This window comes from Caballeronia sp. 11_S32, assembly GCF_056930355.1.
On the sequence record NZ_JBXOWH010000002.1, the window covers coordinates 176,738 to 193,851 of the forward strand.

Annotated in this window: 13 protein-coding genes and 3 pseudogenes; 9 read left to right on the top strand and 7 right to left on the bottom strand. The window is 61.4% G+C overall.

The genetic code is table 11. The features are described 5' to 3' along the window. Nucleotides 1–142: 142 nt before the first annotated feature. Nucleotides 143–1,129 (top strand): LysR family transcriptional regulator, encoded by a 987-nt coding sequence (locus AC1Z32_RS09015; protein WP_483478385.1) that lies wholly within the window; start codon nucleotides 143–145, stop codon nucleotides 1,127–1,129. A 250-nt stretch (nucleotides 1,130–1,379) separates the two neighbouring features. On the opposite strand, the pseudogene AC1Z32_RS09020 reads toward AC1Z32_RS09015, so the two are convergent. Beyond that, a pseudogene (locus AC1Z32_RS09020) lies at nucleotides 1,380–1,750 on the bottom strand (HEAT repeat domain-containing protein); the annotation flags it as partial. Nucleotides 1,751–1,852: 102 nt separating this feature from the next. Between AC1Z32_RS09020 and AC1Z32_RS09025 the strand changes: the two are divergent. From AC1Z32_RS09025 to AC1Z32_RS09035, 3 genes are all read left to right on the top strand, one after another. After that, nucleotides 1,853–2,047: a DUF7713 domain-containing protein gene (locus AC1Z32_RS09025; RefSeq protein WP_483478386.1), complete on the top strand. Its 195-nt coding sequence runs from the start codon at nucleotides 1,853–1,855 to the stop codon at nucleotides 2,045–2,047. A gap of 39 nt (nucleotides 2,048–2,086) precedes the next feature. Beyond that, on the top strand, nucleotides 2,087–2,485 hold the full coding sequence (locus AC1Z32_RS09030) for a hypothetical protein (protein WP_483478387.1): 399 nt from the start codon (nucleotides 2,087–2,089) through the stop codon (nucleotides 2,483–2,485). A gap of 366 nt (nucleotides 2,486–2,851) precedes the next feature. Next, a complete protein-coding gene (locus tag AC1Z32_RS09035) occupies nucleotides 2,852–3,166 on the top strand; it encodes a hypothetical protein (RefSeq protein WP_483478388.1) in 315 nt (104 codons plus the stop codon). A gap of 430 nt (nucleotides 3,167–3,596) precedes the next feature. On the opposite strand, the gene AC1Z32_RS09040 is transcribed toward AC1Z32_RS09035, so the two are convergent. After that, nucleotides 3,597–3,803 carry a hypothetical protein gene (locus tag AC1Z32_RS09040; protein ID WP_483478389.1) on the bottom strand — a complete coding sequence of 69 codons (207 nt, stop codon included), beginning with the start codon at nucleotides 3,801–3,803 and terminating at the stop codon, nucleotides 3,597–3,599. A 78-nt stretch (nucleotides 3,804–3,881) separates the two neighbouring features. Here AC1Z32_RS09040 and AC1Z32_RS09045 point away from each other — a divergent pair. The 3 genes and pseudogenes from AC1Z32_RS09045 to AC1Z32_RS09055 form a co-directional block, all read left to right on the top strand. Next, a pseudogene (locus tag AC1Z32_RS09045) lies at nucleotides 3,882–4,029 on the top strand (IS110 family transposase); the annotation flags it as partial. Between the two features lie 286 nt (nucleotides 4,030–4,315). After that, on the top strand, nucleotides 4,316–4,687 hold the full coding sequence (locus AC1Z32_RS09050; RefSeq protein WP_483478390.1) for a BON domain-containing protein: 372 nt from the start codon (nucleotides 4,316–4,318) through the stop codon (nucleotides 4,685–4,687). Nucleotides 4,688–5,218: 531 nt separating this feature from the next. Next, nucleotides 5,219–8,148: pseudogene (locus AC1Z32_RS09055) on the top strand (Tn3 family transposase). A 138-nt stretch (nucleotides 8,149–8,286) separates the two neighbouring features. On the opposite strand, the gene AC1Z32_RS09060 reads toward AC1Z32_RS09055, so the two are convergent. The 4 genes from AC1Z32_RS09060 to AC1Z32_RS09075 form a co-directional block, all read right to left on the bottom strand. Further along, nucleotides 8,287–8,541: a hypothetical protein gene (locus tag AC1Z32_RS09060; protein ID WP_483478391.1), complete on the bottom strand. Its 255-nt coding sequence runs from the start codon at nucleotides 8,539–8,541 to the stop codon at nucleotides 8,287–8,289. 115 nt (nucleotides 8,542–8,656) lie between these two features. Then, complete coding sequence (locus tag AC1Z32_RS09065) at nucleotides 8,657–10,135, bottom strand: efflux transporter outer membrane subunit (protein ID WP_483478392.1); 1,479 nt, start codon at nucleotides 10,133–10,135, stop codon at nucleotides 8,657–8,659. Then, a complete protein-coding gene (locus AC1Z32_RS09070; protein ID WP_483478393.1) occupies nucleotides 10,132–13,332 on the bottom strand; it encodes an efflux RND transporter permease subunit in 3,201 nt (1,066 codons plus the stop codon). The genes AC1Z32_RS09065 and AC1Z32_RS09070 overlap by 4 nt, the downstream gene beginning before the upstream one ends. Then, entirely contained in the window at nucleotides 13,329–14,579 is a 1,251-nt protein-coding gene (locus AC1Z32_RS09075) for an efflux RND transporter periplasmic adaptor subunit (protein WP_483478394.1), read from the bottom strand. The genes AC1Z32_RS09070 and AC1Z32_RS09075 overlap by 4 nt, the downstream gene beginning before the upstream one ends. 272 nt (nucleotides 14,580–14,851) lie before the next feature. Between AC1Z32_RS09075 and AC1Z32_RS09080 the strand changes: the two genes are divergently transcribed. Next, the gene (locus AC1Z32_RS09080) at nucleotides 14,852–15,346 is read left to right on the top strand and encodes a winged helix-turn-helix transcriptional regulator (RefSeq protein ID WP_483478395.1); all 495 of its coding nucleotides are present in this window, start codon (nucleotides 14,852–14,854) and stop codon (nucleotides 15,344–15,346) included. 18 nt (nucleotides 15,347–15,364) lie between these two features. On the opposite strand, the gene AC1Z32_RS09085 is transcribed toward AC1Z32_RS09080, so the two are convergent. After that, entirely contained in the window at nucleotides 15,365–16,294 is a 930-nt protein-coding gene (locus AC1Z32_RS09085) for a LysR family transcriptional regulator (RefSeq protein ID WP_483478396.1), read from the bottom strand. An 84-nt stretch (nucleotides 16,295–16,378) separates the two neighbouring features. On the opposite strand from AC1Z32_RS09085, the gene AC1Z32_RS09090 reads away from it, so the two are divergent. Next, nucleotides 16,379–16,882 carry a DUF1993 domain-containing protein gene (locus AC1Z32_RS09090; protein ID WP_483478397.1) on the top strand — a complete coding sequence of 168 codons (504 nt, stop codon included), beginning with the start codon at nucleotides 16,379–16,381 and terminating at the stop codon, nucleotides 16,880–16,882. Nucleotides 16,883–17,114 lie beyond the last annotated feature (232 nt).

Sequence of the window (17,114 nt, forward strand, 5' to 3'; positions counted from 1 at the left end):
TTGAACCTTGAAATCGAACCAACAAACTGATCTTTGCTCCCGGGCCATCCCAGCGCGCAGACTCAGGAAGCGACGTATGGACTGATCCTAGTCATGTTGCCGTCGTGAGAAAATACGGCCGGATTCGAAATATTGTTACGCCATGCGCAAAAATCTCGACTATGGATTGCTCCACGCGATGACCGCGTTCGTGCGGGTTGTCGACGCCGGCAGCTTCACCGCGGCGGCCGAACACATGGAGCTGACTACGGCGCAGGTTTCGAGGCTCGTTTCCGAACTGGAGAATCGCCTGCAGGCGAAGCTGCTTCAGCGGACGACGCGGCGGATGGCCGTGACGAGTGCAGGCGAGCGCTATGCAAACCAGTGCCGGACGATCCTCGAACTGGTGACGGAAGCGGAGGGCGAGGTAAGCGGCGCGCGAATTCAGCCGACTGGACGATTGCGACTGCTGTGTATGGCGAGTTTTGGCGATCGTTACGTAGTGCCGCTCGTCGCAAAGTACTGCGCGATGTATCCGGCGGTGGCCGTCGAGTACAGCGCCTCGCAATACGTGCCGGATCTGCTGGCGGAAGGTGTGGATGTGAGCGTCTATCTCACTCAGAGCCTGCCGGACTCGAGCGTCGTTGCGCAGCGGCTGGGCGCGATTCACGGGGTGCTGTGCGCCGCACCGGATTACCTCAGGCGGCATGGATCGCCGAAGACCGTACCGGATCTGGCCGGTCACGTCTGTTTGCGCCTCGTCAATGCGTCGACGACGCCTCAGTGGGAGCTGACCGACGGAAAAGACATGCACACGATTCAAGCTGCGGGTCCGCTGGTCGGCGATCATCCCGAGGCGGTCGTGCATGCGGCGTGCTGCGGACTGGGCATTGCGTTGCTGCCCGGATTCGCGGTGGTGGACAAGATGCGCAGCGGCGAACTCGTGCACGTCCTGCCGCAATGGCGTTCGCCGGATGTGGGCGTCTATGTCCTGATGCCTTCGAGGAAGTTCCTCGAAGCGAAGACGCGCGCTTGGATAGAACTGCTGAAGGCGGAGCTGCCGCCGGCGCTCGGGCGCGATGCAACCGATATCGACAGGGATGGGAAATCGAAGCCGCGACGCTCACGTGCCGTAAGTGCCTCGCGCTGAATGCGACCGCGTGACCGCCGGAACAGCGCGAATCCTAATTCGAAGCCGCGCAGTGGGCGATTTCATACCGGGACGTCCGATAGCAGCGCGCACAGCGTCGGTGAGAGACTATGCCGCGCGATCGCTGCATCGCGTTCGTCGCGCGCAATGCATTGCAGAAAAGCTTTGTTGTGGAGTCGTTCGCGTTGTCCTGGATTCGATCAATCGAGCGGACCCGGAGTGACACCGTGAGTGATGCTTTGGGCGCGCGTCAGCCGTGCCGTGCGCCGATCTGCGCAATCGCGATGCGCGCGGCCTTGCGCACTTCGAGATCGCCGTCCTGCAGCGCGGCTTCGAGCACGGGCAGCGCATCGATGTTGCCGAGTTCGCCGAGGGCGAGCGTCGCTTCCTTGCGCACGTTGCTGATCGGATACGTCAGCAGTTCTGCGACGGCACACGTGCTCGCGGCATCGCGCAAACGGCCCAGCGCGCGCGCCGCCTGCAACGTCACCTGCCAATAATCGTCCTCTAACGCGCGACGCGCGCGGACACCAGACGCAACTTGCCGAGCGTGGCCGCCGCTTCTTCGCGCACGCGCTGGTTATCGTCGTGAAGCGCGACGGTCAGTGTGTCGAGCACCGAGTTGCGTTAGCATCTGCCCAAGATCGTCCCACGAGACGGATTCGTCGCGCGCTATCGGTCAGGCACATCGATTTTCATGAGCGCCGGATCATTGACAGCACGGTGCGAGGGCGCATCGAATGGGATGAGTCGCAGGCGGGGCGCGTGCCCCTCGTGGTGGTCGACGGCAAGGACGGTTCCGGCTTGATATCGCTGACCCGAGCGAAGAGCTTTGAGTCGCGCTGCCGACGCGGCAAGACCGGCGGCAAACTCCGGGCCCCGAACCGGTATCCCAACCCGGCACGTTACAACCTGTGAGTAGAGCCATGGGTCGCAGTCAGATACGACGATCTTTCTTTGGCTTTCGACTTCGTCAGCTATGCGGCGCCAACGGAGCATAACGCGTATGTCTCGCTCGATACGGGCAAAATCTATGGGACGTCCGATTCCAGCGACGCGTTCGACGAGGAGATTCCTGACGACCTTGAAACTTCCGACCGCTACCTTGCGATACCGCACAAGAACGAGCTCGATCTCGGACGACGTCTCGCCTTGCGCTTTGTGGCGCAGGAGCTGCCCACGTGTTACGACCAGGTTGAAGGATTTTTCCATCGGCAAGGGGCTTATGCGCGTTTCAAGGATTTGCTGGAGCGTGAAGGCGTTCTCGAGCGCTGGTATTCGTTTGAAGCCCATGCTGTCGAAAGCGCGCTGAGGCAATGGTGTGCCGAAAACGAGCTTGAGCTTGTTCAGACGTGACGGGCGCTGTTCCGCTTTCGCAACGCCAGGTGCGCTGTCGCCGGTGAGTATTCTGATGCCGCGTCCGGCACCGGGAAGCGCGATCGGCTGTGGGCGATGTGAAAATGAGCGATTCCAGATCGCCAGGAGCGGCTGCACATGAGGTCTGGTATCGGGTGAAGAGGCGCTTGATTCCCACGGGAGAGCAGCAGGCCGTGATCGAGGCGGCGCTTCACGCCCGGAGACCTCAAGATCAAGGGATTTGCCGGCGCGTGCAAGACTTCTACCCGACATTTCGGCCACCGGCGTGGCATATAGGTCGCGTTCAACCGGGAAATCGCGGCAAGCGCAGCCCGGCGCTTTCCACCTCACGTCGGCGCACGAACGATGCATTCGCTGGCGTGGGCTTGCGTCAGTCCGTCGCTGAGAAGCCGGGTGAGCCTACAGGGCGAGCCGCCGCACGAACTGGCCGCACGCTACGGGCATGGCCCGCCGGAAGTGCGGACGGTGACGGGCAAGGCCGCCGAGATCGCGCCGTTCGAGATCGGGCGGATGATTGCTGATGGGCTGGACAGGTTTTGCCGGTCCACTGACATCCAGCCGGCAATGCATCATATTGTCGTCGATGAAAAGATCGACGAAGCCGTAGCCGCGCAACCGCGCATCTACCTGCTGCCTTACGTCGGGCGTCTGTGGGAATAGGGCGCGGCAACCCGCGCGAGTCGCGCCATTTCCCTGACGTGCTCCTGAAGCTCTGGGCGCTCTCGGAGCCACGCATCGAAGCCGACTTCATTCTCTTCGCCGACGCGCAGGACAGCGACGGTGCCAATGCTGTCGGTCCTGGGCCGGCAGCGCCACGCGCAGATCATCTATGTATGTACGCGATCCTTACCAGCAAATCTACGAGTGGCAAGGCGCGATCAATGCGATGGCGCAGATCGACGCGCCCGAATGCGCGCTTTCGGAGTCGTTCCGCTTTTGCGCCACGTTCGCGGCGCTCGCCAGCTGTCGAGCGCGATCGAAAAGCGCGAGCCAGAAACGGGACGCTTGACTGCCACATGAACGAACCTAGAATGCACGTGCGCGGCCCGGCGGGTCAATCTGCTCTTTTTTGTACAAAATGCCCACAACTCTAGCGCCATTCTTTCGCCAATACCTCGCGGTAGCCTACGGCGCGCTGCTGCAGACGGCAACCGCCCGTCGCTGGCTGTCCGGAACTTTCCGGCTGGACGGTGACGACTTTGCCACCGGTGAGCCTATCGAGTTCGTCGAAGGCCGGGTCCTTCAGAGTGAGGAGTTCGCCCGGCTCTTGATGATCTTCGACGGAGGTCGGGTTCATGCGCAGAACCAGCTGGACTTCGGTCCCGACATGTCACCGCCCGGCATTTACTTTACGTAGACGGCAAGGCGAAGCGTGATGCAGTTTCATTGGGTAAGCCCGGAGACAGAAGAGGTCGTGAAATCGGGCGATCAAACGAGCGGCCTTCCTTGAGTATTTTGCGAACCGAGAAAGATGCCTTATCGGAATGGAGTCATCCAGCGGATCGCAGCATTGGGCTCGGCGCCCGACGCGATCGACCGCGAGAACCGACCGATCTTCGGTATAAATCCTGGCGCATTTAAGCCTTCGTCGAGCGCAAGGTCTTGCGCGCGATGACGAAGAAGTGTATTGCATTTAATTAAATGGGGAACGGTCTCAGGATTAGGCAGCAGCACGTCGATGAAAAGATGAAAATATTCGGGTGAGGAGGAGCTCGAGCGCAAGCATCTGACAATCCTTGAATTCCTGGGGTGCTCCCGCTGAGGAATGGAGAAAGGGTCTTCACTGAGGCGTCAACACTGGAGAAAGACATGAAGGCAAACAGAGCGCTCAAACTGACTGGTGGTGCATTGATCCTTGTTGCATCCTTTAATGCCTGGTCTCAAAGTAGCGAGCCAGCCGCGACCTCGGCTGATTCAGGCGCTGCCACTGCGACGCAAGCCCCGTCCAAATCCGCGATCCGGAAGGCGAATCGAGCCATGAGCAAGAAGGTGCTTAAAGCGCTCCAGAAAGGCGGTGTCGACACCAGTGGCATCAGCGTTCTTGTCAAAGGTAGCGCCATCACACTCGCAGGACACGTCCCCGAAGCCGCCCAAAGCGACAAGGCCAGTTCTATAGCGAAAGGCGTTTCCGGCGTCACGTCCGTGAAGAATGCACTGAGCATTCAGGAACCTGGGACTTGAGCTTGCTCCTAGACCGGCCGAGGCATTTCCATAGCATCGGGAATGCCTGCTCTCCATCTCCCTGACAACACCCCTAGCGCCAAGTGCTTGGCGTGGCCCTTGCGACGGCGACAGACGTGATGCTCGGTCAATCGCGAGCTTGCTCGATCTGAGGTCTCGAGGTCGCGCCGTCGCCTGTATCGGCCTAAGCGTGACAAAACCGTGAACGAAATCCCGTCCTAGTCATAATCCGTTTCGATCAACGTAACGGACGAATCACTTGAGCTGTCGCGCTGTGAACACCACTGGCAGTCACTGGCGTTCACTAGCCGGGGTCCCTTCGATTCCAGTGCATTTTGCGACGGTAGGGCGATCTAGGCGCGACGCGGGTTTGCGACACGGCCCTAATATAATGTTGAGTAAAATCAATTGCTTGCTGTCTGGGTGGGGCGTTCAGTCATGGTCGACCTCATGTTCTCGCATGCAATAGTCGTCGCCCCGTCATTCGCTGTCGCTATGCTCCTGATCCGTCATTCGCTTCGAGGGGGCGCGATGGAACACTGGCAGGTCACTTATCTTGGCATCCGGCAAATCCCTCGCGAACTTACCGACTTTGACCTTGCCATGTTCTTCAGCTTTTCAGCGAAGGAGCGCGCACTGATCGAGGCGCGTCGCGGCGACCTATACCGACTTGCCGTCGCACTCCACATCGGCTTTATTCGGATGAACGGCCGCACGCTCGACGCCTACAAGCAAGTTCCCAAGGTGCTCTGGAATCACCTTGGCGCGCAACTGGAACTCGATCCGCCCGATCTCGGCACACTGCGGACGCTGTATGAAACGCGGGCTCGCACGCTCGTCGATCACCAGGTCCTCGCATATCAGACGCTCGGCTTTCGGCCGATGGTTGAGCACCAGCGCCGGTACGTCATGCGTTGGCTCAAGGAGCGCCTGACTGGTCGGTCCGAACGCGGTGACTTGCTGTACGATTTGAAACGCTGGCTCTACGAGCATCGCATTCTAATCGCCCACGATCGAATGCTCAGGCGGCACATTACTATGGCTGCACATGATGTGGAGGAATCCTTAACGGAGGCGATAACTTGTGCGTTTGGCGACGCGACACTGAACCACTGGAGTCGGCTGTTGGCACAACCTGACAGTGACCATGGAAGCTTGCAGCGATGGTTGTGGGCCGTACCTCTGCGGCAGTCTACGCATCAGATGGGTGACGTGTTTTCAAAGATCGATCGCCTTTACGAGATCGGTGTACATCAAGGCTGGCCGACGATTTGCAACGAGGCCGCTGTGCGGCACTACGCGCGGCGTTGCGCACGTCGGTCTCCTTCGATAGGTAAGCGCATGCAGCAACGATCGCGCAAGTTGGAAGCAGCCTGCTTCATGCGTTACGCGCTGTGCTCCGCAACTGATCAGTTGCTATCGATGCTGCGCCGCTGGATTCTAAAGGCGGCCAACGATGCGATGCGCGAGGTCGAAGAAGTCCTATTAGATCCGAAGGTGCGTTTCCACGAATTTGCATCGGCTGTAAAAGCCGTCGCACTTGACACCGTGTTATCGCGCGAAGAGCTCAGCGAGAGGCTATGCGGATTGGCCGATCAGGTTCTTGACCAACGTACACCGACCCGGCGCAGTCTGATTCGCGCACGTCTGATCGAGAAACGAGGAAAAGCGCGTGCGATGCTTGCCAGGCTCATCCGTCTCCCATTCGAAGCCCAGACCGTACACCCAGTCATCAACGCACTTGAGGTGCTGCGCGAAATCTACGTCCGTAAGAGCTACACCCTGCCGGACGGTGTCGTAATCCGACTCGGGCGAGCCTGGCGAGAAGCGATCGACAGCTATGACCGGTACAAGGCGCTATTGGCTTTCGAGTGGGCGACGCTCTTTGCTCTGCGTGTTTCATTGCGTAATGGCTCCGTTTTTATCGCGCACAGCTTCGCGTTCCGCACTCAGGCGATGCTCCTGATCTCGCCAGACGAATGGAAAGCGAAACGCAACCATTTTTATGGTCATTTGAAGCTCCCGCAAGACCCAAAAGAATTTCTCGGCCCGCTGATCGAACATCTTGACCGAAGTTTGATCGTGCTGCGCGACGCAACCACGCGCGGCGAGGTTCATATCGACAGCGCGGTACATCTTGATCCACTGTCGGCTCAACCTACGAATCTCGCACTCGAGGCCTTGCGGCGGGCGATCTTTTCTGCCTGCCCTCATGGGCAACTGCCCGAAATTATTTTAGAGATTGATAGCACGACGCGTTTCGGTTGGCTTCTGCTCGGACGCGCCCCCCGCTCACGTGTTGAACTGCTGATGGTCTACGCGGCGGTCCTAGCGCACGGAACATCGCTGACGGCGGCCGACATTGCTCGCATGGTGCCGGAACTGGCTTCCGCGGCGATCAGGCAAATGATGAACCGCATTGCCGATGAGCGGAAGCTGCGACAGGCTGCCGATCTAGTGTTGAGATTCATGCATCGGCATCCGATCGCGGCACATTGGGGACGCGCCAACCTGGCGTCGTCGGACATGATGTCGCTGGAAACGGCGCGTACAGTCCGGGAAGCACGAGTCGACCCGCGTCGGCGCACGAAATCGATCGGTATGTACACCCATGTGCGCGATCGCTGGGGTATTTTCTACGATCAACCCATCATCCTAAACGAGCGGCAAGCCGGAGCAGCGATCGAAGGCGTGATCCGTCAAAGCAGTGCCGACGATGTTGCCCAGCTTGCAGTAGATACCCATGGTTTTACGGACTACGCCATGGGTTTGGCACGCATCCTAGGTTTCGACCTGTGCCCGAGACTCTCGCATCTTCGCGACCGCCGTTTGCATGTCCCGCAACACCATACCGTCCCTGCGGAACTGATTACGGTCACCGATCGCGATGTTCGGATGGATTTGATCGAGAGCATCTGGGACGAGTTTGTCCGAGTCGCCGCTTCAGTGCAGACCGGCCAATGCACCGCGGTGCAGGCGTTATCGCGCTTCGGTTCAGCCGCACGAGGACAGCCGATATACGATGGCGGCACACATATTGGGCGGCTATTCCGGACAATATTCCTGATCGATTACTTCACCAATCCAGTCTTTCGCGCCGAGTTGCAGCACGTGCTCAATCGTGGTGAGGCAGTTCATACCGTGCAGCGGGCGATCCACAGCGGGAAGATACCTCTGGAACTGGCCAAGCACCATGACTCGCTTGCTGCGGTGTCCTCTGCACTGGCTCTGCTCTCGATGTCGTGATGGCATGGAACACGATGCACATGCGGCGCGCGGTCGACCAGATAGAGGCGATAAGTGGAGAGACCGTTCAGGCGGGCGATTTGCGGCGCATTGCGCCCACGCATCTCGAAAGTATCAACTTGCGCGGAACGTTCGATTTCCCGATCGAACGCTATGCACGGCATTTGCTGCCCAGCGCGTCCGAGTTGAACGAAAAGCAGCAACGGCTCGCTTGAACCGCAGTGCCGCGGCGGGTCGCGTCGAACGCCGCTCGAGGGACGCATGGCACGCGCATCGCGCCGCGCGACCATCTCGGCGGGGGAGACCTGAGCGTAAAACAACCAGACAGCAAGCGCCTGATTTTATGAGATATTTTAACGGGGCCGGCTCGCAAACCCGCATTGCGCCAAGATCGTCCTACCGTCGCAAAATGCACTGGAATTGAAGGGACCCCCAATCGTGGGGCCCAGCAGGGCATAGCTCAGCGCGTAGACGCTGATCAACTGTCCCGCCGCGCCGATGCTCACGCCAAACGAATGAGCGATCTCAGGCAGGATGCCCGCGAAGACGAAACTATCGGTGCCCAGCGCGAACATGCCGAGCGAAAGTGTGAGTAGTCGGCGATCCATTTCGACCTCGATTGAAGTTTGAAGAATTCCGTTGCTTGACGAAACTATAGGGAAGGCGACCCGACTGCACTACCGGGCGGAAGTGGGAAGCTGTTCCCCATAAAGTGGCGAGGCCTCAGTTCTTGGCGGCGACCTGCTGCTGCGGCGTGTCCCAGCCGCCTCCGAGCGAACGGAACGTCCTGACGGCGGCGCGTGCGGCATCCGCCCGGGTCGCATCGAGATCTGCGCGCGAATTGAGCAGTTGACGGTCGGCGTCGAGGACGTCGGTGAGCGTGATCGAACCCGCACGATATGCCTTCTCGGACAGGTCCCGCGCCTTCGTCAAGGCATCCACTTCCTGCTGGATCTCCTGCGCGCGAATCTCCGTTTGCGAAAGCGTCATGAACGCGTTTTCGACGTCCTCGGTCGCCTTGAGCGCTGCCTCCCGATACTGCGCCAGCGCCTCCGCGTATGAGCCGCGCGCATTCCTGACCTCGGCGTCCACCTTGCCGAAATCGAACAGCCGCCAGCGCAGCGCGCCGGTGCCGACCGCCTGGAACGCCTTCGCGCTCAGGAAGTGGCTGGCCGAAAGGCTGTCGAATCCCAGCGCGCCGGAGAGCGAGATCTTCGGGTAGTACTCGGCCAGCGCGACGCCAATCGCTTCGTTGGACGCCGCCAGATGCCTTTCCGCCGCGATGATGTCCGGGCGGCGGCGCAAAACATCGACCGGTGTATCGCCACTGCCGATGGCCGGCACGCCCGGAATCTCGCCCGCGTGCGCGCCGAGTTCCGCCGCGTAAGTGCCGGGCTGCGCGCCCAGCAGCACATCGAGCCGGTTCAGTTGCGCTTCGAGCGCGACCCGCAGGCTCGGCACCGTGGCGCGAGCCTGACGCAACAACGCTTCGGCCTGAGCGACTTCGCGTTCGTCGGATGCGCCGGCCCGCTTGCGCGCTTTCACGAGTTCGAGCAGACGCGCGTCGGTATCCACCTGATCCTGCGTGACGGCAAGCTGCGCCTGCAGACCGCGGATTTGCAGATAAGCGTCGGCGGCATCGGCGGCGACGGTGACGCGCGTGCCGAGTTGCGCGGCCTCGGCGGCCTGCTCTTCGTCGGTCGCGGCAGCGTGTGCGCGTCGCAACCCGCCTGCGAGATCGATTTCCCAACTCGCCGTCGCGCCCGCCACGTACTCTTTCTGATCGCGGCTGTAGTTGGGGAACGCGCTCGCGAGCGCGCCAAGCGGACTCTCCACGCTCTGATGTTCCGCCGAGTACGACCCACCGGCATCGACAGTCGGAAGCAGTTGCGCGCCGGCCGCCTGCGCCGCCGCGCGCGCCTGAGTGACCCGCGCGATCGAGGCCTGAATGCTCAGGTTCTGAGCCAGCGCGCGTTGCACGACCGCAACCAGTTCCGGATCGTCGAAGCCGGCCCACCAGTTGTCGAGGTGCGGCGCGGGCAGTGTGGTTTGCCGGTCAGCCACTTGCTGCGCGTTATGAAACGGCGTCAGGTGCGTTTCGGGCGCGACGTAGTCGGGTCCGACCGCGCACGCGGCAAGAAAGGCACTCACGAACAGACCGCCAGCAACCGCTTTCATGGTCCTGACCAGGAGCTTGTTCATTTCGCTTCTCCACTGCTGAGTTTGCGCGGCAGGGCGCGCACGTCCCGCTTTCCACGAGCGCCGAGGTTGCGTACGAAGGCATAAAAGGCAGGCGTGAAGGCGAGGCCGAAGAGCGTCACGCCGAGCATGCCGGAGAACACCGTCGTTCCGAGCGACTGCCGCATCTCCGAGCCGGCGCCGGCGGCGATGGCGAGCGGCGCCACGCCTGCGATGAAGGCGAACGACGTCATCAGGATCGGACGCAGGCGCACATGGGCGGCGTGCGTGGCGGCATCCTCCGCGTCGACGCCGTCTTCTTCCTGACGTTGCTTGGCGAACTCCACGATCAGAATCGCGTTCTTGGCCGCCAGCCCGACGAGCACCACGAAGCCGATCTGCGCAAGAATGTCGATCGGCATGCCGCGCATATTCAGACCGATCGATGCCGCGAGCAGACACATCGGCACGATCAGCACGATGGCGAGCGGCGTCTTCCAGCTTTCATACTGCGCAGCCAGCACGAGGAACACAAAGAGCGCGGACGCGGCGAAGACCACGAGCGGCGACATGGTTTGTTCTTTTTGCTGATGCGCCAGATCGGTCCATTCGTAGGCGATGCCGTTCGGCAGCACTTGCTGGGCGAGTTGTTCCATGCGTTCGATCGCATCGCCGGACGACAGTCCAGGACCGGCCGCGCCCATGATTTCCGCCGCGGGATACATGTTGTAGCGCGGCACGCGATACGGCTGCGTGTTGCTGTGGAACGTCGCCACGCTGCTGATCGGCACCATGTCGCCCGATGCGTTGCGCACCTTCAATCGGCCGATGTCTTCCGGCGTGCGGCGGAACGCTTCGTCGCCCTGAACGCGCACCTGATACGTGCGTCCCATGAAGTTGAAGTCGTTGACGTATTGCGAACCGAGGTAAAGCTCCATCGTCGAGAACACGTCCGTTGGCGTCAGTCCGATTTTTTGTGCCTTGAGACGATCGACGTCCGCATAGACCGATGGGGCACCTGCGTCGTAGAGCGTGAACACGCCGCCGAAGGTCTTGTCCTTGTTCGCTGCCGCGACCAGCGCGTGGGCCGCGTCGGCGAGCGCTTGCGATCCGAGTCCGCCGCGGTCTTCGAGCATCAGCTTGAAGCCGCCCGCTGCGCCCAGTCCCTGCACCGGCGGCGGATTCACCACCACGACGACCGCGTCCTTGACCACGGACACGCGCTTGCGCAGTTCGACCAGCATCGAGGCCGCGTTGACGCCCGGCACATGCTTGTCGTACAGGGACGGCAAACCGTAGAACAGCGTGCCCACGTTGGGCGCGATCGTGCCGGTCGTGACATCGAAACCGGAGACGGGCGACGTGTGCGTGACGCCCTTGAGTCCGGGTGTATCGAGCACGATTTCGTTGATCTCGCGAATCACCTTGTCCGTGCGTTCCAGACTGGAGCCGGGCGGAAGGAACGCGATCACCGCCTGATAGCCGATGTCCTGTTCTGGAATGAAGCCCGTGGGCATTCTCGACATTTGCAGGCCCGTCGCCCCGATCAGACCGGCGTAGACGACCAGCATGACCGTGGTCGCGCGCACGGCGCGGCCGGTCATCTTTCCGTATTTCGACGACAGCCATTCGAACGACGCGTTGAAGCGGCCGAAAATCGCATGATGCAGGCGGCCGAGCGCGGTGGAGCCGCCGTGCGTCTTCTCCATTTCGTGCGGCTTGAGCAGCACCGCAGCGAGCGCCGGGCTCAGCGTGAGCGACACGAAGCACGAGATGATGGTGGACGCGGCGATCGTGATCGCGAACTGCTTGAAGAACAGGCCGGAGATGCCGGACATGAGCGCCGTCGGTCCGAACACGGCACACAAGGTCAGCGCGATGGCGATGATCGCGGTCGAGACTTCCTTCATCGTCCGATGCGCGGCCTCGCGCGGCGTCATGCCGAGCGTCATGTTCCGCTCGATGTTCTCGACCACGACAATGGCATCGTCCACGACGATCCCCACGGCGAGCACCAGCCCGAACAGCGAAAGGTTATTGATCGACGCGCCGAACAGCGACAGGATGGCGAACGTTCCGACCAGCGATATCGGAATCGCCACGACCGGAATGATCGTCGCGCGCCAGTTCTGCAGGAACAGATACACCACGCCGACCACCAGCAGAATGGCGATGCCGATCGTCTTCGCAACTTCATGGATCGATTGCGACACGAAGGTCGTCGGGTCATAGATCTTCATGTAGTCGATGCCCGGCGGAAAGGTCTTCTTCAGTTCGGCCATCTTGGCCCAGACGTCGTGTTCGACCTGGACGACGTTTGCATCCGGCGTTGCGATCACGAACCACGGCGTGGCCGCGTAACGATCCGCATAGGCCTTCGAGCCGTAATCCACCGAGCCGAGTTCGACGTGACCGATATCGCGAATGCGCGTCACGCGTCCCTGAGCGTCCGACTTCACGATGACGTCGCCGAACTGCTCCGGCGTGCTCAAACGGCCGAGCGCCTCGACGTTGATCTGATACGCACCCGTGCCTTGATTCGAAACGGGCGGCTGGTTCAGCACGCCGGCGGACACGGCGGCGTTCTGCGCGCGAAGCGCGGCGAGTATTTCACTCGCGCTGATCCTGTACGAAGCCGCTTTGTCGGGATCGATCCAGATGCGCATTGCGTATTGCCGTTCACCGAACAATTGAAAGTCCGAGACGCCCGGCAAGCGCGCGATCTGGTCGCGCACCTTGAGCATGTAATTCGACAGGTACTCGGGGCTTCGCGAACCATCCGGCGAATAGACGTGGACGCCGAGCAGCAGCGCCTGAATCGTCTTCTTCACTTGTACGCCTTGCAACTGCACGTCGGCGGGCAGGCGCGAGAGCGTGTCTTCCACGCGGCTGCGCGTCAGCAAAAGCGCCGTATCCGGATTCGTGCCGACCTTGAAGATCACGGTGATCGTCAGTTGCCCATTGCCGGTCGACTGGCTCGAGATGTAGTCCATGTTCTCGACGCCGTTGATCGACTGTTCGAGCGGCGTTGCGACCGTGCGCGCGATCGTATCGGCCGACGCGCCGGGATACGACGTCGTGATCTGAATCGTCGTCGGAACGATGTTCGGATACTGCGCCACCGGCAGCTTGATCATGGTCGCGAGACCGATGAGCAACACGAAGATGTTGAGCACTGCGGCAAAGCGCGGATGCTCGATGAAGAAGTGCGTCAGTCTCATGATTTCGCTCCTTCGGCCACTTGCTCCGCGGTGAACCGGATGGTTCCGGAGCGCGGAGAAATCTTCGAACCCGGATGAACGGATGGAATGCCGTCGATCACGACGCGGTCCGTCGGCGCAAGCCCGGAGCGGATTACGCGCAAGCCGACGCGCAGATCGCCGATCTGCACTTTTCTCGGCGTGGCGACATCGTCCGCGCCGACCACATAGACCATGTGGTCGGTCTGGTCGTCGAGCACGGCGGCATCGGGCACGAGCAACGCGGGTTGCGGCGCGGTCGTGGCGAGCCGCACGCGCGCGAAGCCGCCGGGCGTCAATGAGAGATCGCGATTCGGAATCGTGGCGCGCGCGTGGATCGTGCCGCTCGAACGGTCGAGCGTGTTGTCGATGAAATCGAGCTTGCCGCTGCGCGTGAATTCGCTGTCGCCGGTCGGCGAGATGTTCACGGTGCCGGCCAGCGGTCCTGGCCGGCCCGCGCGCGAACGCTGGAAGGCGGCATAGTCGTTTTCGCTGATGTCGAAATCCAGATAGACCGGATCGAGCGAAACGATGGTGGCGAGCAGCGTCGTCGGACCGCTGCCCGCGCGGCTGCCGGAGATCAGATTGCCGGCGGAAACGAGATGCGTGCCGATGCGCCCGGTGAACGGTGCCGTGATCCTGCAGCGATCCAGGTCGAAACGCGCATCGCGAACCAGTGCGTTTGCCCGGTCCACGGCCGCTTGCGCCGCGCGCTGCTCGGCCACGCTCTGATCGACGTTCTCGACGGTTCCCGCTTCCGAGCGTTGCAGTTCCTGCGCGCGGGCCAACTGGCGCGTGGCGAACGCCAGCCGCGCGTTGGCCGATGCGAGTTCGGCGCTCGCCTCGCTCAGCTTGATGCGATACGGTTCCGGATCGATCTCGAAGAGCAGGTCGCCCTGATGAACGATGTCGCCGTCCTTGAAGTGGATCTCCGTCAGCGTGCCGCCGACCTGCGCGCGCAGTTCCACGCGATTCACGGCTGAAAACTGCCCGAGAAACCCGAGCCGGTCTTCGATATCGCGCTGCAACGGCGCGCTGATCGTCACCGATGGCGGCGGCGGCGCGACGACCGGTGCGGCGCCGGAGCCGTGCAGATAAAACGCCGTCGCGGACAGGGCGACGAGCACCGCGCCCGCAACGCCTTTGCCGATCCATCGAGCGGAACGGGATGTCGCCGGGGTATCGGGAGCGTCGACTCCCAGCCCAGCCGGATCAAGTTGGTTTTCCATGCTAATCCTAAGTAGATTGAGTGGCCGGGCGACGTCGAGACCTGTTTCGGCTCGCCCATCGGCGATCGTTCTTCAATGCATCTCGCGGTATCGATCCCGGAGGGACGTCCCGGTGATGACGCGCGGTTAAGTTTCGTGACGCAACTATAGGCAAGACAGTTGCGTCACGGTACTGGCCGAAACCGGGAAGCTCTTCTCCGAAAAGTGGTTAAGTTGTGTGACGCAACTTGAGCTAGCATCTGGCCATCATGTATAGAAAGCGTTTCGACGGAATGGATTGTTCGATCGCTCGCGCCCTCGACGAGGTAGGCGAGTGGTGGACGCTGCTGATCGTGCGCGAGTGCACGCAGGGCAGTCGCCGCTTCGACGAGTTTCAGAGCGGGCTGGGCATCGCCCGAAACGTGTTGACGGTGCGGCTCGAGCGGCTGATCGAACTGGATATACTCGAACGCTTCCCGATCGAGAAGCGCGCGAATACGTTTGGCTACCGGCTGACCGCGAAAGGGGGGGACTTATACCCGGTGCTGGTTGCGCTCATGCAATGGGGCGACAAATGGCTCAGGCCGAACGGCAAGCCGCCGATCGAACTGGTCGAACATGCGAGCGGGAGTTCCGTCGAGACCGTGGAGGTGCGGGGAACGGGCGGGCAGGCGCTGGGCTATCGGGATGTTCGCTTTTCGGCCGGTCCCGGCGCGACGAAGAAGACGCGCGATGTCATCAAGAATCGCAATGAACGGGTGCTCGGCGACCGGAACAAGGAATCGTGACGGTCGGCGGGCCGAGTTTCAGCGCCGCTTCTGCTTGCCGAACCGGGACAGGGATTCCCTGAGCCGGGGCGCCGCGAAGTCGATGAAATGCCGCAGCTTAATCGCCATGAGGTTTCTGGAGACGTGCACCAGATGAACCGGCACCGGCTCGATTTCGAACTGCGGCAGCAGTACTTCGAGTTGTCCGTGGCGCAATGCTTCGTCGGCGTCGTGCTCGAAAACGTAGGTGATGCCCGCATCGTCCGACGCGGCGCTGACGGCGGCATCGGGCGACGTCACTTCAAGCCGCGCCTTCACGTCCAGCAGATAGACCTTGTGCGTGGACGGAAGCTGAAAGCGCCACGGTGACAGATACGGGCTATTGAAGACGACGCACGAATACTTCACGAGATCGTCGGGTTCGCGCGGCGGCGTGTGTTTGGCGAGAAAGGACGGACTCGCGCAAAGAATCGGACGCAACGAACCGATCCGCGTGGCGATCATACTGCTGTCGGGCAACTCGCCGATGCGCACGGCGAGATCTGCGTGCGAATCGATGAGGTCGATGTTCCGGTCGGAGAGAAGCAGGCGAGCCGTAATGTCCGGATACTGTGCAAGGAACTGGTTGATGACCGGCAACACGTGCAGGCGGCCGAGCTGCACGGGCGCGGTGATGACCAGTTTGCCGCGCGCGGCCGCGAATTCGCCGGTGGCTTCGTGCTCCTGTTCGCGCACGAGATCGAGAATGCGCCGCGCCGCCGCGACGTATGACATGCCCGCATCGGTCAGGGTGAGCTTGCGCGTGGTTCGTATGAGCAACCGGGTGCCGAGCATCTCTTCGAGATCGGCGACCTTGCGGGTGAGCGTGCTGACGGGAATCTTCAGTTCCCGCGCCGCCGCCGACAGGCTTCCGCCGTCCACGGCGCTCACCAGCATTTCCATGGCTTCCAGTCGGTCCACTGCGTTCACCCAACGAGAATTTCGTCGCAGCATTGTAGGGGAAGTGGCCGGCAGAGGCTCGGATTCATCCGCATCCGTTTCTGGAGACTCACCATGTATGCACAGGCTATCGCGCAATGCATCGAGGCAGTCCGGTCGATGGAGACGTATCTGAACAAGGCCGAGCGCTTTGCGAACGCGAAGAAGTTCGATGTCGCCGTCCTGCTGTCGACGCGGCTCGCGCCCGACATGGGCAGTTTGCTCTATCAGATACAAAGCGCCTGCGACTATCTGAAAGGCGGCGCGGCGTGGTTGTCGGGACAGGAGCCTCCGCGACACGAAGACAACGAGCAGACGCTGGACGAAGCGCGTGCGCGCCTGCGCAAGACGATCGACTTCGCCGCAAGCGTGACGGCCGCGCAATACGCCGACGCCGCGAGCCGGATCGTGAAAGTGTCATGGGTACCGGGCAAGCTGATCGGAGAAAACTACTTGCTGCAGATCGTCATTCCAAACATTTATTTTCATGTTTCGATGGCTTACGCTATCCTGCGCGCGAATGGCGTCGACCTCGTGAAGAAGGACTTCATTGGGCTCGTCGATTCGTTCGACGCTTGATAGCTGAGCGATCGCGTGTGGAATGGAAGCGGCCGTTGCTTAACATGGGTCAGACGGCCGTTCAGGGTCGATTACGGAATTGCGCCGAGACGCTAGCGTCAGCGGCGGGCGCCCGATCGCTGAAACAGGAACGAACTGTGGAGGCTTACTTCAACAAAAGGCGTGATTCAATTGGAGTCGTGTAACCTCTCATCCTTGGAAAGGCTTATGGCGTTCGGGCTGTATGCCCCTG

What these genes read in the sequence shown, in the direction of transcription:
- AC1Z32_RS09015 (WP_483478385.1), top strand. Translation starts at nt 143, where the DNA reads ATGCGCAAAAATCTCGACTATGGATTGCTCCACGCGATGACCGCGTTC.
- AC1Z32_RS09035 (WP_483478388.1), top strand. Translation starts at nt 2,852, where the DNA reads ATGCATTCGCTGGCGTGGGCTTGCGTCAGTCCGTCGCTGAGAAGCCGG.
- AC1Z32_RS09040 (WP_483478389.1), bottom strand. Translation starts at nt 3,803, where the DNA reads ATGAACCCGACCTCCGTCGAAGATCATCAAGAGCCGGGCGAACTCCTC.
- AC1Z32_RS09050 (WP_483478390.1), top strand. Translation starts at nt 4,316, where the DNA reads ATGAAGGCAAACAGAGCGCTCAAACTGACTGGTGGTGCATTGATCCTT.
- AC1Z32_RS09060 (WP_483478391.1), bottom strand. Translation starts at nt 8,541, where the DNA reads ATGGATCGCCGACTACTCACACTTTCGCTCGGCATGTTCGCGCTGGGC.
- AC1Z32_RS09065 (WP_483478392.1), bottom strand. Translation starts at nt 10,135, where the DNA reads ATGAACAAGCTCCTGGTCAGGACCATGAAAGCGGTTGCTGGCGGTCTG.
- AC1Z32_RS09070 (WP_483478393.1), bottom strand. Translation starts at nt 13,332, where the DNA reads ATGAGACTGACGCACTTCTTCATCGAGCATCCGCGCTTTGCCGCAGTG.
- AC1Z32_RS09075 (WP_483478394.1), bottom strand. Translation starts at nt 14,579, where the DNA reads ATGGAAAACCAACTTGATCCGGCTGGGCTGGGAGTCGACGCTCCCGAT.
- AC1Z32_RS09080 (WP_483478395.1), top strand. Translation starts at nt 14,852, where the DNA reads ATGGATTGTTCGATCGCTCGCGCCCTCGACGAGGTAGGCGAGTGGTGG.
- AC1Z32_RS09090 (WP_483478397.1), top strand. Translation starts at nt 16,379, where the DNA reads ATGTATGCACAGGCTATCGCGCAATGCATCGAGGCAGTCCGGTCGATG.